Source organism: Chlamydiifrater phoenicopteri (assembly GCF_902807005.1).
Classification (GTDB): domain Bacteria; phylum Chlamydiota; class Chlamydiia; order Chlamydiales; family Chlamydiaceae; genus Chlamydiifrater; species Chlamydiifrater phoenicopteri.
In genome coordinates this window covers 13,328-36,678 of the sequence record NZ_LR777658.1, presented here as the reverse complement: position 1 = coordinate 36,678, position 23,351 = coordinate 13,328, and the positions used below count along the sequence as shown (strand labels likewise).

The 23,351-nt window shown below is 39.7% G+C and carries 24 protein-coding genes and 1 tRNA gene; 9 read left to right on the top strand and 16 right to left on the bottom strand.

Annotated elements, in window-relative coordinates:
- Positions 1–11: 11 nt before the first annotated feature.
- The gene (locus KJA58_RS00185; protein ID WP_213357473.1) at positions 12–1,361 is read right to left on the bottom strand and encodes a putative Na+/H+ antiporter; all 1,350 of its coding nucleotides are present in this window, start codon (positions 1,359–1,361) and stop codon (positions 12–14) included.
- 203 nt (positions 1,362–1,564) lie between these two features.
- Here KJA58_RS00185 and KJA58_RS00180 point away from each other — a divergent pair, with 203 nt between their 5' ends.
- Positions 1,565–1,804 (top strand): hypothetical protein, encoded by a 240-nt coding sequence (locus KJA58_RS00180; RefSeq protein WP_213357472.1) that lies wholly within the window; start codon positions 1,565–1,567, stop codon positions 1,802–1,804.
- Here KJA58_RS00180 and ispE read toward each other — a convergent pair.
- The 7 genes from ispE to KJA58_RS00145 form a co-directional block, all read right to left on the bottom strand.
- Positions 1,761–2,642, bottom strand: a complete 882-nt coding sequence (gene ispE / locus KJA58_RS00175) for a 4-(cytidine 5'-diphospho)-2-C-methyl-D-erythritol kinase (protein ID WP_213357471.1) — start codon at positions 2,640–2,642, stop codon at positions 1,761–1,763. The two genes, KJA58_RS00180 and ispE, sit on opposite strands and share 44 nt — an antisense overlap.
- A gap of 46 nt (positions 2,643–2,688) precedes the next feature.
- On the bottom strand, positions 2,689–3,198 hold the full coding sequence (gene rplI, locus KJA58_RS00170) for a 50S ribosomal protein L9 (protein ID WP_213357470.1): 510 nt from the start codon (positions 3,196–3,198) through the stop codon (positions 2,689–2,691).
- A 23-nt stretch (positions 3,199–3,221) separates the two neighbouring features.
- Positions 3,222–3,470 (bottom strand): 30S ribosomal protein S18, encoded by a 249-nt coding sequence (gene rpsR / locus KJA58_RS00165; protein WP_213357469.1) that lies wholly within the window; start codon positions 3,468–3,470, stop codon positions 3,222–3,224.
- Positions 3,471–3,489: 19 nt separating this feature from the next.
- The gene (gene rpsF / locus KJA58_RS00160; RefSeq protein WP_213357468.1) at positions 3,490–3,828 is read right to left on the bottom strand and encodes a 30S ribosomal protein S6; all 339 of its coding nucleotides are present in this window, start codon (positions 3,826–3,828) and stop codon (positions 3,490–3,492) included.
- A 100-nt stretch (positions 3,829–3,928) separates the two neighbouring features.
- A complete protein-coding gene (gene pth, locus KJA58_RS00155) occupies positions 3,929–4,489 on the bottom strand; it encodes an aminoacyl-tRNA hydrolase (protein WP_213357467.1) in 561 nt (186 codons plus the stop codon).
- A gap of 21 nt (positions 4,490–4,510) precedes the next feature.
- Entirely contained in the window at positions 4,511–5,068 is a 558-nt protein-coding gene (locus KJA58_RS00150) for a 50S ribosomal protein L25/general stress protein Ctc (RefSeq protein ID WP_213357466.1), read from the bottom strand.
- Between the two features lie 216 nt (positions 5,069–5,284).
- A tRNA-Gln gene (locus KJA58_RS00145) sits at positions 5,285–5,356 on the bottom strand.
- Positions 5,357–5,506: 150 nt separating this feature from the next.
- Here KJA58_RS00145 and KJA58_RS00140 point away from each other — a divergent pair.
- Complete coding sequence (locus KJA58_RS00140; RefSeq protein WP_213357465.1) at positions 5,507–6,940, top strand: glycogen synthase; 1,434 nt, start codon at positions 5,507–5,509, stop codon at positions 6,938–6,940.
- Position 6,941: 1 nt separating this feature from the next.
- Here KJA58_RS00140 and pgsA read toward each other — a convergent pair whose 3' ends face one another.
- Positions 6,942–7,562 (bottom strand): CDP-diacylglycerol--glycerol-3-phosphate 3-phosphatidyltransferase, encoded by a 621-nt coding sequence (gene pgsA, locus KJA58_RS00135; protein WP_213357464.1) that lies wholly within the window; start codon positions 7,560–7,562, stop codon positions 6,942–6,944.
- A gap of 232 nt (positions 7,563–7,794) precedes the next feature.
- Here pgsA and KJA58_RS00130 point away from each other — a divergent pair, with 232 nt between their 5' ends.
- Entirely contained in the window at positions 7,795–10,821 is a 3,027-nt protein-coding gene (locus KJA58_RS00130) for a glycine--tRNA ligase (RefSeq protein ID WP_246485699.1), read from the top strand.
- A gap of 23 nt (positions 10,822–10,844) precedes the next feature.
- Here KJA58_RS00130 and KJA58_RS00125 read toward each other — a convergent pair whose 3' ends face one another.
- From KJA58_RS00125 to dnaG, 3 genes are all read right to left on the bottom strand, one after another.
- The gene (locus KJA58_RS00125; RefSeq protein ID WP_213357463.1) at positions 10,845–11,105 is read right to left on the bottom strand and encodes a hypothetical protein; all 261 of its coding nucleotides are present in this window, start codon (positions 11,103–11,105) and stop codon (positions 10,845–10,847) included.
- 120 nt (positions 11,106–11,225) lie between these two features.
- Positions 11,226–11,774, bottom strand: coding sequence for a CT795 family Sec-dependent secreted effector (locus tag KJA58_RS00120; RefSeq protein WP_213357462.1), 549 nt, complete (start codon positions 11,772–11,774; stop codon positions 11,226–11,228).
- 110 nt (positions 11,775–11,884) lie between these two features.
- On the bottom strand, positions 11,885–13,684 hold the full coding sequence (gene dnaG / locus KJA58_RS00115) for a DNA primase (RefSeq protein ID WP_213357461.1): 1,800 nt from the start codon (positions 13,682–13,684) through the stop codon (positions 11,885–11,887).
- Between the two features lie 167 nt (positions 13,685–13,851).
- On the opposite strand from dnaG, the gene mutS reads away from it, so the two are divergent.
- Both mutS and uvrC read left to right on the top strand, forming a co-directional pair.
- Entirely contained in the window at positions 13,852–16,320 is a 2,469-nt protein-coding gene (gene mutS, locus KJA58_RS00110) for a DNA mismatch repair protein MutS (RefSeq protein ID WP_246485698.1), read from the top strand.
- Between the two features lie 6 nt (positions 16,321–16,326).
- Positions 16,327–18,120 carry an excinuclease ABC subunit UvrC gene (gene uvrC / locus KJA58_RS00105; RefSeq protein ID WP_213357460.1) on the top strand — a complete coding sequence of 598 codons (1,794 nt, stop codon included), beginning with the start codon at positions 16,327–16,329 and terminating at the stop codon, positions 18,118–18,120.
- A 70-nt stretch (positions 18,121–18,190) separates the two neighbouring features.
- Here the strand turns inward: uvrC and KJA58_RS00100 are convergent, their stop codons facing one another.
- Positions 18,191–18,676, bottom strand: coding sequence for an Asp23/Gls24 family envelope stress response protein (locus KJA58_RS00100; protein ID WP_213357459.1), 486 nt, complete (start codon positions 18,674–18,676; stop codon positions 18,191–18,193).
- Between the two features lie 95 nt (positions 18,677–18,771).
- On the opposite strand from KJA58_RS00100, the gene KJA58_RS00095 reads away from it, so the two are divergent.
- Positions 18,772–19,305 (top strand): hypothetical protein, encoded by a 534-nt coding sequence (locus KJA58_RS00095; protein WP_213357458.1) that lies wholly within the window; start codon positions 18,772–18,774, stop codon positions 19,303–19,305.
- A 46-nt stretch (positions 19,306–19,351) separates the two neighbouring features.
- Here the strand turns inward: KJA58_RS00095 and rpsN are convergent, their stop codons facing one another.
- On the bottom strand, positions 19,352–19,657 hold the full coding sequence (gene rpsN / locus KJA58_RS00090) for a 30S ribosomal protein S14 (protein ID WP_213357457.1): 306 nt from the start codon (positions 19,655–19,657) through the stop codon (positions 19,352–19,354).
- Positions 19,658–19,673: 16 nt separating this feature from the next.
- Entirely contained in the window at positions 19,674–19,811 is a 138-nt protein-coding gene (rpmJ, locus tag KJA58_RS00085) for a 50S ribosomal protein L36 (protein ID WP_213357456.1), read from the bottom strand.
- A 300-nt stretch (positions 19,812–20,111) separates the two neighbouring features.
- Between rpmJ and rpmH the strand changes: the two genes are divergently transcribed.
- Positions 20,112–20,249 (top strand): 50S ribosomal protein L34, encoded by a 138-nt coding sequence (gene rpmH / locus KJA58_RS00080; protein ID WP_213318096.1) that lies wholly within the window; start codon positions 20,112–20,114, stop codon positions 20,247–20,249.
- A gap of 1 nt (position 20,250) precedes the next feature.
- Positions 20,251–20,634 carry a ribonuclease P protein component gene (rnpA, locus tag KJA58_RS00075; RefSeq protein ID WP_213357455.1) on the top strand — a complete coding sequence of 128 codons (384 nt, stop codon included), beginning with the start codon at positions 20,251–20,253 and terminating at the stop codon, positions 20,632–20,634.
- Here the strand turns inward: rnpA and KJA58_RS00070 are convergent.
- On the bottom strand, positions 20,609–21,655 hold the full coding sequence (locus tag KJA58_RS00070) for a thioredoxin family protein (protein ID WP_213357454.1): 1,047 nt from the start codon (positions 21,653–21,655) through the stop codon (positions 20,609–20,611). The two genes, rnpA and KJA58_RS00070, sit on opposite strands and share 26 nt — an antisense overlap.
- A gap of 252 nt (positions 21,656–21,907) precedes the next feature.
- On the opposite strand from KJA58_RS00070, the gene cysS reads away from it, so the two are divergent.
- The gene (cysS, locus tag KJA58_RS00065) at positions 21,908–23,350 is read left to right on the top strand and encodes a cysteine--tRNA ligase (RefSeq protein ID WP_213357453.1); all 1,443 of its coding nucleotides are present in this window, start codon (positions 21,908–21,910) and stop codon (positions 23,348–23,350) included.
- Position 23,351: the final 1 nt, after the last annotated feature.

Sequence of the window (23,351 nt, the reverse complement as noted above, 5' to 3'; positions counted from 1 at the left end):
ACCAGAAATTCTTATTTAAACTCACACAGAGTGAAAATAGGGACATTCTTGAAAGCCCAAAAGATTAATGCAGAAATTACTGCTGGAGGCAATGCAGCAACGAATAACCAGACTAAAGAAACAGACCGAACCTTAAAGGAAGGTCTTAATAAGAGGTATCCTATAATATTGGGCACATTTGCCATCAATGTCAAACCACCTGCAGACATTGCGCCAGAGATAGCTAAGTAATGGTAACAATCGTTCGCTGAAGGCAATTTAAAAATAAGATAATTAACAAGAGCATTATCAAGGAACATAGACATGATGAAGGATATTATCATATGCCCTTCATAAGATACCTTTTCCATAAGAGCCAACACCCACCATTCCTGTAAATCCCCAAACAATATTAAACCAGAAAAGAATAAGCCGACCATACCCACTTTAGTAAAACTAATGGGGGACTGATACATAATTGTGAGCGCTCTAAAACCCAAGAAAGTTAATACTACGCCAACCAATATCACCGGAATATGTCTCACAAAAATTACAGCAACGAGAAAAAGAATATGAACAACCACAACCCACCAAGGGACAGCTTCGGAAGTTTTTCTTGATGGGATTGTGGATGGGAAAGCCTGAAATTCTTTTCTAAAAATTAGATAATAGATCGTTGTAGAAACTAAGATAGCCAAAAAGGCTTTCCAAGAAAAATATTTCAAAACAAAAACAGCGCTCCAACGGAGCTTAGAGTTGATAAGAAATACAGCTCTAGACGTTATTGGGAACAACATCCCCCCTATGGAAACATTAGAAAACAAAAGTCCTGCTGTAGCATAAGAAAATTTCTTTGAAGGGGAAAAAGGGAAAAACTTAGCAACAAGCAAAACGCATGCAAGAACCATTGTGCCTGTCTCTTTGATTAAAGGCGTTATAAATGGAGAGACAAGTAATATAGTCCACCACCATGCAGCAGGGGATTTTTTACCAAAATTCGCTATCTTTGATAGCAATCTTTCTCCCAAATACACTATAGGCCTAGACTCGATAAACAAAACGATAACAACAACAAAAAAAGGGAAAATATAGTTTCTGCTACTAAAGTACGCTATAGAGAGCCTCGTCCCTTCAGTAATCAAAAACCAGAAAAACAATGGAGCTGACCAAAGGATAAAAACAAGTTCAACCCGGCTTAATATTTTGAAAAGCTCTGATAAAACCCCATACTTTTCCCTTTGCTCAGGATAAACCATTTTTTTGTGCGCATAGTTTTCACAAACTTTATAGAAATAGGGGGTCAAAAACATGTGTACTAAGGAAAGGGAAAAAATCCATAAAGCACCAGTCCTTAATAACTCGGAATATTGGGCTGATTCCATATCGCTTTTCCTCTCTTCATTATTTTGCATGATATAGAGCTAAAGGAAGAAAAAAGGAAGGTGAATGTCTGTCTTCAGAAATAAAGTTTGTATACTTAAAAAGTTCACTAAAAACTCTTGCAGAGAAAACATTTCTGTCACAAACAGTTTGTAAAAAAAAATTTATTCCTATAAGTATGGAGTAGAATTTAAGGAGGGTGTTTATGTCAGAAAAAGGAGTTACTCTAGAAAATAAGTCTAATAACCCTTCTGTAAAGAAAAGCGTCGAAAAAATATCTCAAATTGAAAAGCTCTTCTTCCATCAACTCAGAGACGTTAGCAGTAACCAACTAGAAGAAAAGCCGTTTTCTAGAAAGATCTGCAGGGGAGAAACTCTCCTATCCCTGGAGGCAAATAAAACTACTTCTGTTGCAGGATCTGCTCTACTTCTGGAAAGATCCTAGCCTTAGAATTCTTCTCCTGATACCAAAGGTCTTTTTGGCGGTTAATGTTTTCAGTCACAACGTAGCGCAAGGGCTTTCCTTCAAAAACCAGAGGAAGCCTTCCTTCTAGATTTTGCGGAGAAAAAACTACTAAAGTTGCTCCCGAGCCAGACATTACTACTTGAGATTCTGGAAAGATTGTTTGGAGAAATATTTTTTTCTCATACAAGTCCCTTCGGAAAGAAAAAACAGGAGCTTCTAAGTCATTCTTAGCTAATTGAAAAAGATCCTCCGTCGAAGGTTGATGTTTTTTAGAGAAGGCACGATAAGCTGCAGCAGAACTAACTCCTCGATCATCAAAAATCAAGAGAAAGTTTCGACAGGCATTATGGCTTGCGAAAGGCGTCAAAACATCTCCTCTTCCCGAGCATAAGGCGCTACCTAACGAAAAGAAAAAAGGTATGTCGGCTCCCAGACTTGCACCTATAGAAGTCAATTCTTCACTAGATAACTTTGCGGAAAACATTTGATTCAAGGCAAAAAGAAGTGTTGCAGCATTAGAACTACCTCCTCCCAGTCCTGAGCCTATAGGAATTCTTTTCTTCAAAGAAATACTCAAAGGATCATTCATTCCTGTTTGTCTTCTAAATAAGGCAAGCGCACGAAGAACCAGGTTACTGGAATCGGCAATCTCAGAAATATTACAGAAGAAAGAATCTGCGGAAGAAAACTCTACGGCAACCTCGTCTCCAAAATCCAAAGCAACCATAGGAGTTAAAATTTCGTGATACCCAGAGGACTCTTTACCAGTAATCCTGAGAAATAGGTTTATTTTTGCTGGAGAGAAGTACACTGCCACAAGAAACAACCTAGCTGGGCATCACACACAGAAGAAAACCGACGAGCTACTCTGCAGTCTCTTCTACTTGAGAAGAAGAAGGGGTTGAAACTTTCAATTCTTGCCCCTCAGGAAATACCTCAACAACCAAAATTGCATCAACGTCTTCGTTAAGTTTCAATGCAACTTTTTTCATTCCTAAAGTCTTGATAGCGTAGTGAGCACTAGGAAAATTCTTTTTTGTTAAGGTGATATTTTTCTCGGCAGCGCCTGCAATAAGGTCTGTCACCGTCACGGACCCGTACATATTTTGCTCTGGATCAACTTTCACAGGAAATTCTAAAACTATTCCTTGTAGCTCTTTTGCCAAAGCTTCAGACAGAACTCTATCTTGCTGAGCTTTAATTTTCCGTTCTTCCCTAAGCTTTTCTTGCAATTTCAAAGTATTTGCTCCAGCAATAACAGCTTTTCGCTTAGGAAGGAGATAGTTTCTAACATGGCCAGGCTTAGCAGTAACGATATCCCCGCTTCTTCCCAATCCATCAACATCTTCTAACAATAACAACTGTTGTTTCATGAATAAAACTCTCCACAACCTCTTTAATCTTCACCTAAAAATGGAAGAAGCCCAATATAGCGGGCTCTTTTAACAGCCTGAGCCAATAAAGCTTGAAATCTGGAGGAGACCCCAGTAATCCTTCTAGGAAGAATTTTTCCTCTCTCAGTAATAAATTTTTTCAAAGTTTCGACATCTTTGTAATCAATAGTCTTCCAACCTGCGGTAGTAAAAGGACACTTCTTACTAAAGCGTTTCCTTTTATGTTCATGATGATGAACAGGTTTTTTCATTTCCATTCTCCTTAAACTATTACTCTGGCAAGGAAGCAAATTCTAAAACTTCTTTTACAGAATCTGCTTTCAAAGTAAGAAATCTTAATAAATCTTCGTGAAGGTGGTACTCCTTCCACAGCTCGGCCATAGCGCTCGTAGATACTGTGAAATAAATTACATAATAGTACCCTTCTCTAGTTCCACGAATCTCATAAGCAAGCTTTTTTCTACCCTGATCATGAATCTTTACAACTTCTCCGCCATAGTTAACTATGCCTGAGGTAACCTTCTCCAAAGCCTTTTTTCTGGCTTCTTCGCTCAAAGTCACACTAAAAACATACATACCTTCGTAAAGCTGTTTTTTTTCTTTTCTCATTCGACACTCCTAAAAGTCGACTATTCTATTACCTTCAGAATATCCTGGTCCACAAAAAGTTGTATCACAGGTAAAAAACACGTTCTGAATAAAAAATATTTCACTCTTCTACGAGCCGAGTGGACATCCACTCTAGAATAGTTGTTACGGCACGATCAATAACACCATCCAACTCTCCTCTCTCTTCAAGAGAGAAATCGCTAAGAACATAATCCGACAATCCTGCCAAGCCTTCTGGGCGTCCAACTCCTACGCGCAACTGATAATAAGCGTTCGAGCCCAAAGAGCTTGTTATGCTCTTTATTCCGTTATGTCCACCACTTCCAGCCTTTTGGCGTAGGCGCGTTATCCCAAAGGGGAGATCTACATCATCTACTACGACAAGAATATTATCTATGCTGACATTCAAGACTTTCTTTGCCCGAGCAACGGAATCTCCACTAAGATTAACATACGTACTCGGCCTCAAGAGACCGCAGGAAATTCCTTCAACGAGGCCTTTAGCCAAACTCCCTTTTACTTCGGTCTTTCTCTTAAACTCTAGCCCATATTTTTCAGAAAAAGCCTGTGCAACTAAAAACCCGACATTATGCCGGGTATATGTGTACTGGGCTCCAGGATTTCCTATCCCAACAATTAATTTAGCAGAGTCGACACCCATGGAGAGCCGTAATTTTCTATTCTATCTTCTAGAGACTGTAGCGACGACCTCTCTAAGAGGAGTGATAGGCTTAATACCCTTAGGCAACTCGATATCGGACAACTTCCTCGTCTGAGACATTCCAAGATCTCGGACGTCTAGCTCCAAAAATGGAACGATATTTTCGGGCAAGCAAGAAACCTTCAAGCTATAGATAACTTGACGCAAAGTTCCTCCCAACTTAACTCCTACACATTCCATAACATTTGAAAACCGAATAGGTATATTAAGCCGAACAAGCGAGTCTTTATGCAGCATTTCGAAGTCCAAGTGTATGACCTCATAGCTGGTAATCTTGTACTGAATATCTTTGATAATAGCTGAGAAGGTTTTCCCTTCGAACTCTATAGAAAAAACTGTGGAAGAAAGGGCGCCTGTTTCTAGGCCGTTAAGAAACTTATTGAAAACGTGCCCATCAACAACAACGTTAGCTACGGCTTCTCCCTTAGAGTAGACAACCGCAGGAATCCCTCCCTGTTGACGAATCATTTTCAAAAAAGACTTCTTGCCAGTCTCCCGACTTGTAACAACCAACTTCATCTTATTTCTCCATAACCTTGAACCCCAGGAAACCACCCGGCAAAGAAAGCTTTCCCAATCAACAAAAGAACCAACTTTCCAGAACTTTCGGCGGCAGAATTATAGCTCGCTTGAGGAAAAAGTCAAGAACTTCCCTTCCAGAATACCCTTTGTCTTCGTCTTTAGAAGGACCAAAAAGAGAAAAGCAAAACGGGAGGCCGACTCAAAAACAAGCTTCTGGGGTGGAAGGATTCGAACCTCCGATGCACGGTACCAAAAACCGCTGCCTTACCGCTTGGCCACACCCCAATGAGGAAGGGACGAAGTGTACTACGTTCTCCTTTTTCCCACAACTTGTAAATCGCCCTCCTTTTGGAGTTTGTGTCTTTCATTTCAATCGTCTCCTTGAGCTTTTAATCCCACTAAACTATGAATGGGAAAAAATCCTTATGCTCAACTATGAAAATTATCCATGTATCTGCCGAAGCTGCTCACTTTGCAAAAGTTGGGGGGTTAGGAGACGTTGTTTACGATCTGGCCGATATTTTTTCTTTAAATCATGAAGTGGAGATTATCATCCCCTTTTATGAGGAAGTTCGAAAGAAAAACTTTACGCCATTTAAAAAATTGAGCTTTGATTTTTTCTTCAACGAAAAAACTAATGCTACAGCGACCCAAATAAAAAAAAATAGAATCTTTGTAACTCTTCTTGAAGCCTCTGGCTACGATTTTTTTAACCGAAATAACATCTATGGATATCCCGATGACACGGAGAGATTCGCTTGCTTTTGTTCCGCGGCCGCAGAATACATCTACCAGCAGTCTCTGAAAAAAGAAGTAAACGTTGTTCACCTACACGATTGGCACAGCGCTTTAATTGCTGGCATATTAAAAGAAAAACGCGACTTAGAAAACAAACTAATCCTCACCATCCACAATTTTTCTCATAGAGGATATAGCCACTCCTCAACTTTAAGAAAAACTTCTATATCTGAACGAAATTTCAAATACTATCAATTGGAAAGAGATCCCGACTTATGTAGTTTCCTGAAAGGCGGCATCCTGTGCACTCAAGCCACGACAACTGTTTCCCCGGGGTACAGAGAAGAAATACTGCAAGATGTATCCGATGAGGAGATCACGAACTCTTTAACACATTCAAAAAATACATTTTATGGAATCCTTAACGGAATAAACACCAACTACTGGAACCCAGAAACAGATCCATATATCTTCCAAAGATATCCTGTAGACCCCAAAAAAATAAAACAGACAATCCTCGGGAAAAACCAAAATAAAAAAAGTTTATTAAAAACATTAAAGTTACCACAAGACTCAGATCCTCTAATTTGCATTATATCAAGGCTGGTTCACCAGAAAGGACTGAACTTCATGCTCAAAGCTATAGAGCACGCAGAAAAAGAATCTTATAAAATTGTTGTCTTGGGGCAGTGTGGCGACGATCTTTCAAAAAGTCTAATAGAAACGATACAAAGTGAAACAAAATACTCAAACAGAATTGCAATACATCTTGAACACAACGAAGCCCTTGCTCATCAACTGTACGCTGGGGCTGACATCATTCTAATCCCCTCGTTGTTCGAACCATGCGGACTGACACAACTCATAGGAATGCGCTACGGAACGCTCCCTCTTGTAAGAAAAACCGGAGGACTGGGAGATACTGTTAAAGACTTCGGGAATGGCTTTGTTTTCTCTGAAACAGCCTCTACTGACGAATTCCTGGACAAGCTAAGGGCTGTTGTTAAACTGTACAAGCACAATCAGCAGGTTTGGCAAAAAATTATCCTCGAGGGAATCTCTGCGAACCACGGCTGGGAGCTGTCTGCTATCAGCTACCTCCAGATTTACCGAAGCCTTCGCGACCTCTAAACTACTCCTCCGGAGTGTTTTTATCCCCAGAAAATTTTCCCTGAAAAATCTGTATCAAAAGCCCCTTATTAATCCATAAATATTCCACTCCTGATGCTACGGAATAAACAGCAACCAAAGCTACGACTATTGTAGCAATACACTCCAGCCCGGAGGAAGACAAAAGATCTAGCGAGTAAGGAATCATCAAAAGCAAAATTAAAGCAAAGCTAATACCTTGAAAAATAGCCTTCAACTTCCCACTTCTCCGCGCAGCTAAAGCGAAACCTCTTAAAGCACAAACAGTTCGAAGAGTGCTTAAAACAGAATCTCTAGCAAGAAAGATAAACACCAAGATCAAGGGCAAGTTCACTGGCGGCTGAGTAAATGTAAGATACAAAGAATTACGGTAGATACTATCAGCCATGGGGTCTAACAATTTTCCCAAATCCGTAACTTGAGAAAACTTCCTGGCCAGGTAGCCATCAACAGCGTCCGTCAGCTCAGAAATTCCTAGAACAATTAATAAGACATAAGGGAGAAGTACAGAGGATATCCCCAACCACTGACCCTTCAGGTAAATCAGCATGAAAATCGGCGTAATAAATATCCTGAAAAACGTCAAATAGTTCGGCAAACCCATCTTAACCTCCTAACCCATAAGACGTAAAAGTTAACCCGATCGGAATTACAGCGCAAGCACTGACAACTCTACACAATTAAAACCAAAAAATCATTTATTTCTTCCAAATTACTTAAAAATCAGAAGGCAAAAATACTTTTCATACTGTCAAGTTGCGATAATACCGAAGTTCTTCTACAATCCCTCTCTGTTTCTATGTTATTTTCTAGTTTCCAAAAAGGGAGTGTTTACATTGTCCAAAGAGAAAAGCCTCACACTACAAGAAATGATGGCAGCAATCCTAAAATTTTGGAACGATTACGGGTGTGTGATACATCAGGGGTATGATTTGGAAACTGGAGCAGGGACTTTCAATCCAGCAACGTTTCTGAGAGCCCTGGGACCCGAACCATACAAAACGGCCTACGTAGAACCGTCAAGGAGACCCCAAGACGGACGTTATGGAATGCATCCTAATAGATTACAAAACTATCACCAGCTTCAAGTCATCCTTAAGCCTGCTCCGGAGAACCTCCAAGAACTCTTTTTGGACTCTTTAAAGTCTATCGGCTTAGATCTCAGAGAGCATGATATCCGCTTCGTTCACGACGACTGGGAAAATCCAACCATTGGTGCATGGGGGTTAGGTTGGGAAGTTTGGCTAAATGGAATGGAAATCACTCAGATGACTTACTTCCAATCGGTTGGCAGCAAGACTTTAGAGACTATCAGCGGAGAAATCACTTACGGAATCGAACGAATTGCTATGTATTTGCAAAAAAAGAATTCCGTGTACGACATCATGTGGAATGATTCTTTGACGTACGGGGATATTGTCCACGACTTTGAAAAAACATGGAGCTACTACAACTTTGATGAAGCCAATACAGAGATGTGGTTACGCCATTTTGAAGATTTTTCTGAAGAAGCTACTCGCTGTGTGGCAGTCAATCTACCTGTATCCGCTTACGATTTTGTTATAAAAGCCTCCCATGCCTTTAATATTTTGGATGCCCGAGGGGTTATTTCTGTTACAGAGAGGACTCGCTATATATCTCGTATTCGCCAACTGGCCAGAGCTGTAGCAGACTCCTATGTCAAATGGAGAGAAACTCTAGGGTTCCCTCTGCAGAAAAAGGCGGCACAGAACAGCACAAGCTGTTCTGCCTTTGAGACGTTTCCATTGGAATCCCCTCAAGATTTCGTCTTAGAAATTGGTTCAGAAGAATTACCAGCCTCCTTTGTCCCTATCGGAATAAAAAATCTAGAATGTGCTATCAGCTCTCTTCTCAAGGAGAACGGCATCTCCCATTCAGGGGTTACTGTTTTTGGAAGCCCTAGAAGGCTGACTGCATATGTCCGAAATATGGCAGCCTTTTCTGTCAAAGATCAAGAGGAAAAAAAAGGTCCTCCCCTAGCCTCCCTTTACGATGAAAACAAAGCAATTACGGAATGCGGAAAGAAATTTTTTGAATCTCAAGGTCTCTCTGCTCCGCTTTTTGAAGATCTCCCTTCTCTTGCTCAATATGAGCTTAGAAAAATAAAAAATGTCGACTATTTATTTTTAATTCATCCTTCCTCCTCTCGACCAAGTGCTGAGATTTTAATAGAAACTCTTCCTCTTCTGATAAAAGAAATGAAGTTCCCTAAAAAAATGGTTTGGGACGAGAGTAATTTTGAATACGCTAGACCTATTCGATGGCTCCTTGCTCTGCACGGCTCTTCTGTTATCCCCGTACGGGTGGGTAAAATTGTAGCGAGCAACAAAACATATGGACACCGTCAACTATCTCCAGCTTCTATAGAGATTACTAGTGCTAATGAGTACGAAGCCCTATTAGAGAAGTCTTATGTTATTGTTTCTCAGCATGTTCGCAGGACAATGATAGAATCAGGACTAGACAAAATATGCGCGGAATATAACCTACAAGTGGTATCAAAAAATAAGCTCTGCGAAGAAACCTGTTACCTGAGTGAATACCCTTTCATTGCGAAAGCCTCTTTTGACAAGAAATTTTGTTCGCTGCCCGTAGAGCTTTTAACAGCGGAAATGATCCAACACCAAAAATATTTCCCGCTCAAAACCCTTGAGAACGAGATTTCCAATATATTTGCTATTGTTTGTGACAATACTCCAAACTCTATCATTATCGAGGGCAATGAAAAAGCCCTAGTCCCTAGGCTAACGGACGGTAGGTTCCTATTTGAACAAGATTTGAAAACCCCTCTAGAATATTTTGTAAACAAGCTGCATTCTGTTACCTTCATTGAAGGACTTGGATCCCTTCACGACAAGGTAGAACGATTGAAGAAACATGCTTCTGTTCTCCAAAAATTGATTCCCTTATCTGGAGGAAAAGATTTAATTTCGTGCGTTACTTACTGTAAGGCAGATTTAGTTTCCTCCGTCGTAAATGAATTTCCAGAACTTCAAGGAATCATGGGGAAATATTACGCTAGAAATGCTTCTCTTCCTGATGACGTTGCTATCGCCATTGGCGAGCACCTTTGTCATATAACCCAGGAAAAGACAATTTCTCCTTTAGGAGCTTTATTATCTCTTACTGACCGAGTTGACAACATACTAGCTTGTTTCCTACTGGATTTAAAGCCTTCGTCTTCCCAAGACCCTTATGCTCTGAGGCGACAGTCACTAGAAATTCTCTTGCTCTTGAAAATGTTGAAAGCCCCAGTCGATCTTCGGGAGATACTATCAAACTGTTTGGAGCATTTTCCTCTTAGAGGAAACTCTCCGGAAAATCTTATTGAAGAGGTTCTTTCTTTTATTTTAGGCAGACTAAAAACTCTACTTTCTTCTTCTTTAGAATGCTCTAAAGAGGAGGTTTCTGCTGTTATGGAAAACGCCATGACAACCCCAAACCCTGTTTTATTATTCGACAGAGCTCAAAATCTAAAAAACTTCAGAGCTCTTTCTAAAGAAAAAATGACTAAAATACTCACGGGATATAAGCGTTTAAAAAATATCCTCGCATCCATAAGAAGTTCTTCCGAGGAACCTTTCTGTCCGGAGTTATTGGGAACAGATCAAGAGGTTTCCTTACTACAATTTTTATCACAAAAAAGACTTGATTCTCTCGATCTTCAAGGAGGAACTTACTTCTCCCATTTAGAAACTCTAACAGAAAAAGTGAATGATCTATTAGATTCGGTTAGAATTTCCGACGGAGACGCTAAAGTTATTTGCAGCAGACGATTGTTATTAAAACAAGCTGAGGAGCAATTTAACGAGTTCTATGCTTTAGATAAGATCGGATTTTAGCTGCCACTTCTAGTAGTGAAATTCTAGGCTCTAGCTAGCAAGGCTCCGTCCTTCTCCCATTGGGCAGCGCTTTCTTCTGAAATCACTTCAGAAGAAAAGAATCCGCAGCCAATGGACTCCACTACATTAACGTACGAAGATAGTGGTCGTCTGGCAAGGACGCTGGTTCCTACGGCTTCAGAAAGATTCTCAGCGTTCTCTATAAGACTGGAAGAGCGCTGCCCCATTAAACAAAAGCAGCTTAAAAACAGGGCTAATAATAATATAAAATGAATCACCCTCATAAAAACTCAAAAATATAAAAACTACGAGGGCCTATTTTAATAGATTTTATTTATAAAATCAATTTCACAAAAAAAAACCCTGGGAGCCCCCAGGGTTTTGCAAAGAAATCTTAACTAAAACTACTCTTCATCGGAGTTTTCTTTAAAAACATCTTTTAAAAGATCTAAGACCGACAACTCATCCTCGCTCAAGCTACTTGGAATAGCCATCTGGAATAACAAGTCTTCGGACTCCGAATCCACAACAAAAATATAGCTCGTTTCTAAGAAATCACAAGCGTCTGCAAACTTTCTCTGAAAATCAGCTATACGGAATATCATAGGATCTATTTTAGGCGGATAAATCAAGGGAGATATCAAAGACGGTTGTAAAACAACTATGTTCAACAAACTATCTACGCTCTCGCCAAACGATATATTTCCAGAAAAGAACGGCGAAAAGATAGTAGAAGGTTCTTTCGAAAACAAAACGACAATAAGAGGTTTATTATTTTCTCTAGCGTTACTCAACCCAGACTCATAACTTAAAAATATGGACGTTCCTTCATTGTCTACGGCTGTCGGGGCTTCGACTGGGAAGGGACAGATAATCGGTTGAGCATTTGAAAAAGCCTTTGTACTACCGAAAACCAATCCTAACAAAGATAGGAACACAAGAATTTTGCTCATAAATTCACCTAGAATTGCAAACTTTCCAAGCAATTATCTCAAGCAGGGAGATAAAACGAAACCATTATTTCATAAAAACTGGCTCGGAAGCACAAGAACAAAGAACGTTTTTAATCAGACGTAACCCGCTTATTATCAAGGCCATCGGAATCCACCAAAGAGATGATAGGTCTGTTACCAGAAACTGTCACGTACTCCGTTAAGGAACACTCTTCTCCTTTTTGTTCTTTTTCTCTGATTGCTATGCGTAAGGCCTCTTGACCTTCCTTCCACTCTCTGTCTAAAAGTTTCTGAAGAGACCGTACAAAAACTTTAGACACATCTGAAATATCTACCAACCTTTTGGTTAAAAGCTCCAGCACCTCCTCATCTTCTATCAAATGTAAAGCTCCTTCTGAAGACATACATTCCTTATGCCTTCGGTAATAACTCACCAATGCTTTGAATAGATTACGACAAGCATCATGCCTAAAGTTGGATTCTCCTAAATACTTTTCAACAGTTTGAAAAATAGAAATCTCTCTTCCTTTGCAGAAGATCATACAACGTAGAACATCTGTTTCCATAATTAAGTTTGCATCAAAGATCTCTTTTATTTTCCCATTAGAAGAAACCACTTTAGCAAAAATAGGGTCCGCATAAAAAGGCCCCTTCCCAACAACTAGCTCTTCAGGCACTTTCATTAATGAAGCCAATTTCTTTAAACTTTCGTGAACAACTAAAGGGTTTCCCCATTTTTTAATTTTCGCTGAAATTGTCTCAATAATTGCAGCCTTTTCTACTGGAGAAGCCGAGCTACACTTAGATCTTGATGAGAACAACATGAAGGCGAGGTACTCTTCCCCGTTGTTGATTAAATCAACTAATTTTTCCACTCCTTTAGAGATCAAAAATGAATCAGGGTCTTCTCCTGAAGGCAATAAGCAAACAAACACCGCTATTCCAGATTGCTGACAAAGGTCTCCGACTTTCAATGCTGCTGCCCTACCCGCCTGATCTCCGTCAAATAGAAGGTACAATCTCTTTACTCCCAACTTTTCCAACTCCCGAACATGCTCCTCGGAGAAAGCTGTTCCCTGAGTTGCCAGGGTACAATTAAACCCAGATTCTATCATCTGAAGACAGTCTACTTGACCTTCTACTAATATAGCTCTTCCTTCTTTGGCTATCCGTCTCCGAGATAAATCCGCCCCAAAAAAGGTGCGAGACTTTTTAAAAATAACTGTTTCAGGAGAATTTACATACTTCCCCCCATAGGTATTGGGAAGAAATTTTCTAGAAGAAAAACCTATGGTCCTTCCCAAAAGATCTCGAATTGGAAAAACAATTCGGTTAGCGAAAAGGAGATGCTTTTCCTTAATAATTCCTGCTCGAATAAGAAAATCTCTACGAACACCTCTTTCTTTGGCCATCTGCAAAAACAGAGCACTACTTGGAGCATATCCAATACGAAATCTGTTTATAGTGTCTGGAGCAATACCTCTAGCGAATAAATATTTTTGCGCTTGATGACCTTCGGGTAAAAATCTGATACAATAGCAAAAGATTTTTTCTGCTTCTGCACAGGCCTCTCGAAGTTCATTCTTCTCGCTACTAGATTCCTGTGACCCCTCTTTAGCTTGTAAGACCAACTTCACTTGAAACTTTTTAGCCAAAAGAATCACAGCTTCTGTGAAAGAATATCCTTGATGCTGCATAAGAAAAGTTAGCGCATCTCCACTCGCCCCACAACCGAAGCAACGATATCTGGAAGTTGCTGGATTCACTATAAACGAAGGTGTTTTTTCGCTATGAAAAGGACAGCAAGATTTGTAAGTGGCTCCCGATTTTCTCAAAGAGATATGTTCTGAAAGCACTTCTACAATATCTAAGGATTGTCTCAAATTATCTAAACTTTCTTCTGTGTACATTTTAACACCCCATAACTTGAGGGCAGCAGAAAATCACCCGCGGTAAGAACACCCAATATCTAGCAATAGTAGAAACTTAAACCCTTCAATAGATATAATACCCATAGTACATATAAACAGAGTAGAATAATTACCGTCTCTCGAGAATTTCAACATCTTGTAGCCCTATGACCGTAGAAAGAAAGCTGACCCCCATGATGGAGCAGTGGCATAATTGTAAGAAAAAAGCCGGAGAGTCTTTGTTACTGTTTAGACTAGGAGACTTTTATGAAGCTTTTTATGAAGATGCTAAACTTCTAGCAGATAATTTAGAGCTGACCCTAACACAAAGGCAAGGGATCCCCATGGCTGGGATTCCGGTTTTGCACATAGATTCATACGTTGACAAGCTTGTTGCTAGAGGGTTTAAAATTGCCATTGCTGAGCAAGAGTCTAAATCTATAACTAAAGGGCCTTTAAATAGAGACATTTCTCGATTCATTACTCCGGGAACTTTACTAAATTCGTCTTTACTCTCAGAAAAATCCAATAATTACATAGTAGCTTTAGACAGAGTAGGATCTTTGTTCGGGCTAGCAGCTCTGGATATCTCCACAGGGGCCTTCTCTGCTTGCGAATATGACTCTATTAAAAATCTTTATGAAGAAATTTTCCGACTACAACCTAAAGAGCTCTTAACTTCGGAAAAATTTGCTCAGAAGCACTGTGATGAATTGGAGAAAATTCGGCACCACATTAACTTGTCCATTTCTGTCCATTCAGATTGGACTTTTGACCACAAACTAGCCTATGCAACGTTAACTAAGCACTTCAAAGTGTCTACACTAGACGGATTTGGACTCAAGGGCGCTGTTCCTGCTGTGAACGCTTCAGGAGGGCTATTATCCTACATCCACGACAAACTTTTGCTTCCTTTAGACCATGTATCAAAAATTTCTTCTCACAGTGAGAAAGAGTATTTATCCGTAGATAAGGCGTCCCAAATTAATTTGGAGTTACTGCGTTCAACAAATGATGACACGAGAGCTTCTTCCTTACTATCCGTAATGGACCAAACACTAACTCCCATGGGCGGGAGGCTATTACGAAACAGAATCATTCGTCCTTTTTATGATAAAGAGCGTATCCTGGCATGCCAGGATTCTGTAGAATTTCTTTTGTATAGAAAAGACTTAAGAAAATTTTTACAAAATCACCTCAAAGAAGTGCGAGACTTCGAGAGGTTGATTACCAAAATTACAGCCCAGTTAGCAACTCCAAAGGATTTAGGAGCCCTAAAAACTTCTTTATCTAGCTCTCTAGAAATCTTTAGCAAATTAACTTCTTATTCCCTCCCAGAATTTTTGTCTCTTCCTTTTGAAATTATGGAAACACTGTCTCCTCTATCTGGTCTGCTGGAAGACGCTCTCTTGCCAGAGCTTCCACTAAGAGTTTCTGAAGGCGGAGTGTTTAAGGATAGCTACCACCCAGAGATCGAAGAATTACGAAACGCAAGAATTCGCGCTCAAGTATGGATTAAAGACTATCAAGAAAAAATTCGACAGGAGACAGGAAAACGATTGAAAGTATGTTTCAATAATTTGATGGGCTACTACATTGAAGCGAGTAAAGAACAGGCTTCCGGTCTACCAGAAACATTTATCCGAAGGCAAACACGGTTAAATGCCGAACGTTTTGTTACAGAAGAACTCCAAAAATTCGAAGATAAAACTCTTCACGCTGAAGAAAATTTACAATCTTTAGAGGCTTCTTTATTTAAGAAGCTTTGCGAAGACATTGCTAAAGAAAAAAATTCTATTCTTTCTCTTGCTGAAGGTATTGCCAAATTAGACTATGTTTATTCTCTGGCCACGTTAGCTTCTAATGAAAATTACTGTCGTCCTTTAGTAGATAATGGAGACAACTTAATTATCTATAAAGGACGACACCCTGTTGTTGAGCAACTTTTACCTAACTCGACGTTCATTCCTAACGACACCATCATGCATGGAACAAGAACACGCATGATGATTCTTACTGGTCCTAACATGGCCGGAAAGTCAACCTACATTCGGCAAACAGCTCTACTAGTGATAATGGCTCAAATGGGGTCTTTTATCCCTGCAGAATCAGCCCACATAGGCATCATTGACAAAATTTTCACTCGTATTGGCGCTGGAGACAATCTCACCAAAGGAATGTCCACATTTATGGTGGAAATGGCTGAAACGGCTAATATTCTTCACAATGCCACCTCGCGTTCTCTTGTAATCTTAGATGAGATTGGACGAGGAACCAGCACCTATGACGGTATAGCAATAGCACAGGCTGTGATAGAGTATTTACTAACCACGGAGGGGAAAAAAGCAAAAACCTTGTTCGCGACCCATTACAAAGAGTTGACAACCTTAGAAGATTCTTTTCCTCAGGTAGAGAATTTTCACGCGGGCATTAATGAATCTAACTCGCAACCAGTCTTCCTTTACAAGATTATAAAAGGCCCCTCCAATAAAAGTTTTGGCATACACGTTGCCAAATTAGCAGGGTTCCCGTTATCTGTAATTGCTAGAGCTCAGGTTTTATTATCATCGATGGAAACAAGTGAAGAGCCTAAGCCTCGTAACAAAGAAAAATCCGTGCAATTAACTATTTTTTAACATTCTATGGTTAGATCCACAAAAACCATTCCAGAGTCTCCTGGGGTTTACCTTATGAAAGATTCTGAAGGAGAGGTTTTATATGTAGGAAAAGCAAAAAACTTGCGAAAGAGGGTCTCCTCTTATTTCTCCGCGAGCAAAGATTCTAGAGAACATATTTCTCATTTAATAAAAAAAGTGACGGATATAGAGACTATTTCTGTATCTAATGAGACCGAAGCAATCCTTCTGGAAAACAATCTAATAAAAAAACACTCTCCTAGATACAACATTTTGTTAAAAGACGATAAGACGTTTTTTTATCTATTTATCAACCATGAACATCCCTGGCCCAGAATCAATCTAGTTCGGGCGCATTCTTTGCCTAAAAAAACAAAACATCACTCGTTGTTTGGCCCGTACGTTAACTCTGAAGCTTGTAAAGCCCTTCTAGAAACGGTTTGCAATTTTTTTCCTTTACGCACCTGTTCTGATAAGGAATTTAGCAACAGAAAAAGACCTTGCGTGCTTTATGACATGAAGAAATGCGTGGCTCCTTGCGTTGGCTACAGTTCTCAAGGAGAGTATCAGCTGTTAATTAAAGAAGCCTTATTATTTTTATCTGGGAAGAAAACTCAAGTCATAAAGCTTCTGGAAGAAAAATTACAGTCCTTATCTGAAACATTAGAATTTGAAAAAGCTGCTGTTGTTTACAGAACCTTAAATTTAATAAAAAAATCCTTATCAAACCAAAATGTTGAACGGCATATCAATGTAGACTCGGATGTTATAGGGTTCTTCAAACACACAAAGACTGTAGTCACTCTGTTATCTTTTCGTTCAGGGAAATTGTTAGACGCAAGACACTTTTACTTCCAAGAAAACGCTCAAGAAGACGTAGACCTTTTAACATCCTTCCTCTTACAATATTACGAAAATTCCCCTCAACTGCCTCAAGAAATTTTAGTTCCCATTCCTCTTCCTTCCGTCTTATCTAAAATTCTTCAGAAAAACTCCTCGGTGAAAATCTTATGTCCTCTGAGGGGTTATAAAAAGAGTATGATAGCTTTAGCTCTTCAAAATGCTGAAGAATACTTCGAATCAAAAGAAGCAGAATCTCCTATTCATCTCCAACTTCAAGAACTTTTGCAATTATCTAACCTTCCTAAAAGGATAGAATGTTACGACAATGCCCACACATCGGGCTCTGCAGCTGTGGGAGGATTTATAGTCTGGAAAGACGACCGATTTATAAAACAAGATTACAGAGCCTTTCTTATCAATACCGAAGCGCAGTCAAACGACCATTTCCTTCTTGAAAAAGCCCTTCGAAAAAGATTTTGCTCATCAAAACCGATCAAAATCCCCGACTTAATAATCGTAGACGGAGGAAAAGGTCATTTTGCCACAGCAAAAAGAGTTCTCGACGACCTAAACCTTAACAACATAGATCTTCTCTCCATAAGTAAAGAAAAAAGCAACCACAGCAAGGGTCTTTTAAATGAGCGCATCTTTGGTCTGCATTTTCCTAAAGGCCTTTCTTTACCTACAACTTCTCCCTTACTGCATTTTATACAGCGCATTCGAGATGAAGCTCACAGGTTCATACTATCTTTTCATAGAAGGCGCAGGGCTAAAAGCACCTTACAATCTCAAATAAAAATTCCCGGGATAGGCCCAATTAAGATGACAAAACTACTGAGGCGGTTTAAAAGTCCCGCAGCAATCCTTTCTGCGACACCAGAAGAACTGCTACTAGTCCCTGGAATCACAAGGAAAGACGTATTTAACATAACAAAATATTCTAAAGAAAACTCTTGAAGGAAGAAGCAGGCAGCGTGGTGATTTTTCAATCACCAGACCTGCAACACAATCAGAGAAAAGGCTGTAGCTACTCTATAATTTCCTCGTCCCCTTCACCTAAGAGCAAGGGTTCTACCAACTCTTTTTCTCCTTCATCTATTTCGTCTCTGGCTTCTTCAGCATTTTTATCCTTAGGTTGGCTTAATCCCTTGATAATGACATGAACAGAAGCCACATGCAATCCTGTAAACTCAGAAATCTCAGAGACAACTTTTCCCTGAATTTCATCTGTTTTTTCTGGAATAGACACCCCATATTCCACATTAACTTCCACTTTAACTTTAACTAAGTGATTTTTAGTGTCCTGTTCAACATAGATTCCCTTCATTCTCTCAATATCTCTACCGAACAAAGTATCGATCAGATTTCCTCCTAACAGAGAAACTCCCTCAATTTTTGCTAGGCAATGCAAGATGATCACCTGAATGACCCGAGTTTCTATATCTCGACTAAAAACTGTCTCAGGGAACTCAATTTCCTTTACATCCAGCTTCAAACTTTGCTTTTCTCCCATAAAAGTACTCCCTTTTTGCTCTATTTCACTAGCATGAAATAGACATCACAGAAATAATAAGATCTAGATGATAGTCTAATATTCAAGCGGTTAATATGCTACCCTCAATCCTTCCTGGTTTCTTTTTTATTTTTTATGCAGTCATAGCTTTTCTTGGCGCTTACTTGGCTATTCGGAAAGGAAGAAATCCCCTGGGATGGTTCTTGGGGACGCTTTTCCTTGGTTTTTTTGGAATCTTTCTTCTCCTTATTTTACCTCCAAAGAACAGTCCAGAACAAGAAAATTCGAAGCCTGATGACAACACTGATTTTTTTCAAAGTTTAGATTCTTCGGATCCCGAGAATGTTAACGATAACCTTTTTCTTTCTCCTGATGTGCATTCTGTTTTAGACAAAGGTCAGGATGAACAAACAGAAAGTCCAAAAAAGTCCTGCGAGGAAGACCAATGGTTTTACTTAGATCTCAATAAAAACACAATAGGGCCCCTTTCATACGAGGATCTCTGCAAAGAGATTCAGACTATAGGCTCCAGGCCTGAGGACTGGAAAAAAATATGGGTATGGAAGAAGGGAATGAAAGACTGGGAGAGAGCTGGGAATCTAAATACAACAGGAGAGTCAGAGAATTAGGGAAAGAGAACGATAAAGGAGCGGGAGCCCGCTCCTCAAAGATTTTTTACCAACTAGACTTGACGATTCCAGGAATTTCACCCATGGAGGCCATCTGCCTAAAGCAAATTCTGGAAATTTGGAACTTTCTCAAGAAGCCTTTTGGCCGACCGGTTAGCTGGCAACGATTGTGCAAACGAATACTGGCTGTATCTCGTTTCATCTTATTAAGAGCGATTCTAGCCTGCTCTTTTTCTTCTTCACTAGCAAACAAGCTCTTAGCTAAAGCCCTCAACTCCGAACGCTTCTTAAAATTTCTATCTACTAGTTTTCTACGCTTTTTCTCTCTAGCGATTGCAGATTTTTTAGCCATATCCTAATCCTAAAAATTATTTTTTACGCGCAGGCCCACGCTGTCTTTGTTTGCGGTTAGGGTCTTTTTTATTGATGACATAAAGACGACCGCACCTGCGTACTAACTTGTCTCCTTTAGAGGGATCTGCTTTGATAGATGAACTAACCTTCATAAACAACCTTATAAAACATCTTCGGCTAACTAAGGCGACCTTATGCTCCTAGAACACGGAAAGAGTTCCAACCAGGAAGCACAACAGAGCAATATAGGGGATACTTTATTGCGTTTCGTTTTTTTTTTCAACTAATTCCAATTTAGAAAATTGCTTTCTTTTCTCTTAGTGAGAGCGGGAAAAAAGGGGGGTGGTTTTTATTGATGTTTATTTACGCAAATTGATACCATTGTCGCCTGTTCGATCAGCGTTTCTCTCTCTGAAATCGAGAGATTCGTGCAAAATATTGAGAGGTTTATCGTGAAACGCACTTATCAACCTAGTAAAAAAAAGCGTCGCTCTTCTGTAGGGTTTCGAAAGCGCATGCAAACAAAGGGTGGTAGAAAACTTTTGAACCGCCGGCGGCGGCATGGTCGACATCTTTTGATTGATCTATAGTGTGAGTTCTTTTTCCTTACCAAAGAAGTTTCGTATCCTTAAGCGGAAACAATTTCTCTATACGCAGCGTCAAGGGACTTGTTTCCGTGGCAGGCAGGCTCTTTTCTATGTGACTCTGTCAAAGAAAAGTTCTGCCAGACTGGGTATCACTGTTTCAAAAAAATTTGGAAAGGCTGTAGCAAGAAATTCTTTCAAAAGAAAAGTTAGAGAAGCTTTTCGTCACTCTCGACCATCTCTACCCTCCTGCAGCATAGTAGTCATGCCGCAATCAAGCTCTGTCATGCCCTCCGTGCAAAGCTTGTTCGATGACTTCTTGAACTGCATTCCAAAAATCAAACAAATGAATCTAGACAGCTGTTCTAGGAACAGCACTCCTGATCTTTAATGTAGTCCAAAGACTGCGATATGTGAGAGCGAACATTGTTTGGAGCAAATTCGTATGCTACCTCCGCATGCTTCCTCGCAAAATCCCATTGATCAGATTCAGAATAAAACTGCGCTATCATCATCTCAATACGCCAAACGTTTTCTTTATCCTGTCTTCCAAATTGGGCCAAATAAGACTCTAAAGGTGCTATGACTTGGCTAGAATCTTGACGAACGCCCTCCTTAGATCTTTTTGCCAATTCCTGAAACTCTATAAGAGCCACAGTGAAATGTGTTTGCCTTTCATTCTTAGGATCTTTAGAAAGCAACCTTTTCTTTAATTTGACGCATTCCTCTGTATCCATCTTACCGCCTTCAACTAGAAGACGAAACTGCTCAGATAGAAAGAAGTAGTCATCTTCCTTCACTCCAAGAGAAAGGATATTCTTAATAATATCCCTACGACCTAATTCTTGAGCCAAATCATAACACTCTCTCAACTCTTCTAAAGAAAGTTTATGAAGAACTGGCAACGCTTTTTGTAAAAGCTCGTCGCTCTTCATAATGTGCTGCAAATGACCCGCCAACCCTTCACCAGATTCATTACCAAAAGAGATTACACGAAAAACTTCTCTTTCTTCTTTAGTCAGCAATACCAGACAAGGAAACTCATCAACATGAAAGCGTTCTTTCAGCGCCATGTTCTGTTTACGAATAGCCTCATCTAAGTTCTTGTGCCTTGGAAAATCTATTTCCAAGCAAACGAACGCACTTTGAATTTTAGAAATAAATGCTGGATTAGAAAGAACTTCTCGCTTGATCTTCATGCAAGATCCACACCAGTCTGATCCGGAGAACAGTACCAGAAGCCCTTTGTGACTATCTTTGGCTTTTTTCAAAGCATCCTGATAGTTTGTGTACCAAAAATTTGAGGAGGCTTTCTGTTTCTCTGGAGCAGCATGAGCAACGGTATTTACACAAAGCAATAGGGATAATGAGCGGAGTAACCTAACGTTCTTAAACCTTCTTACTAATACCACTAGCGCCTCTCCTTAAAATGGTCATCTTCCTTGACTCGGCGATCCATTTTGACCGCTCTCTAGAAATTCTGTTATATAATCTTTTTTTTGATTAAAACAAAACTAAAAAACGGAACCAGTAGACAAGTTTAAAAAAAAATACTTCATAACTCAAAATAAAGCTACGAATTAAACGTCTGCCTTTGCTTTTTTCAACAAACAAATTATAATCAGGAGAATCTCAAACAGATAAAATAGTGCGCAAGCCAATTTATGAATACTCCCTCCACCACCGATCTCCGCCTTTTTCTTCACAATACTTTATCAGGGAAAAAAGAGCCTTTCTCTTGTTCTAAAGAAGTTCTCTTATATACATGTGGACCTACCGTATACGACTATGCTCACATAGGCAATTTTCGCACCTATGTTTTTGAAGACATTCTAAAACGTTCTTTAAAATACTTTGGGTACAAAGTTCGTCACGTAATGAATATTACAGATGTCGACGACAAGACAATAAGGCGGGCTACTGAAAGAAATGAGACGCTAAAAACCTACACAGAGAAATATATAGAAGCCTTTCTACAAGATGTAGATCAATTGGGAATAGAAAGAGCCGACATATACCCAAGAGCCACTGATTACATTTCTGAAATGATCTCATTCATCGAAATTCTTATAGACAAAGGTGTTGCCTACATAGGTTCTGACCACTCTGTTTATTTTTCCGTTAGCAAATTTCCCAGATACGGAAAATTGTCCGATCTTAACCTTTCAGAGCTCTCTTCTACAAGTCCGACAGAGTTGGATGAATACGAAAAAGACTATGTTGGAGACTTCGCTCTATGGAAGTCATACAACAAAGAACGAGACGGCAATATTTATTGGGAAAGCCCTTGGGGTAAAGGACGCCCAGGATGGCATATAGAGTGTTCCACTATGGCGATGCATACTCTTGGACAAACTATAGACATTCATGCTGGGGGCGTAGACAATATTTTCCCCCACCATGAGAATGAAATTGCTCAGTCAGAAAGTTTGACCGAGAAGGATTTTAGTCGATTCTGGATGCATTCAGAGCATCTTCTGGTAAACGGCAAAAAAATGTCGAAAAGCTTAGGCAACTTTTTTACGTTGAGAGATCTTTTAGACAAGGGCTATCAAGGGAAAGAGATTCGTTTTCTGCTTTTACAAAGTCATTATCGCATGCAACTAAATTTTACTAAAGATTCTTTAGATGGCTGCTGCAGCGCTTTACGTCGATTAGAATCCTTCGTAAACCGCTTAAAATCCATCCCAGAAATAACTAGCCCAACCCCTGTGCGAGAGCTTGTACTTACTATTACTAACAAATTTATGACCTCATTTACAACAGCTCTTGGCAATGACCTTAATATAGCTGTAGGAATCGCTTCTCTTTTTGAACTAGCGAAGGAAATAAACGAGCTGCTATGCGCAAAAGACATTTCTTATCAGGAGTCGCAAGTCATTTTGGATGCTTTAAAACGAGCTAATTCTGTTCTAAACATCCTCTCGCTGGAGTCTAAAAAAACCCCTATTCCAGAAAATGTTGTGTTACTAGCACAAAAACGAGATGAAGCAAGAAAAGAACGCAATTGGTTACTAGCGGACTCCCTTAGAGAACAGATCTCTCTGCTAGGCTATGAAATAAAAGACACCAAGGGAGGATATGAACTAACCCCCTTGGGAAAATAGC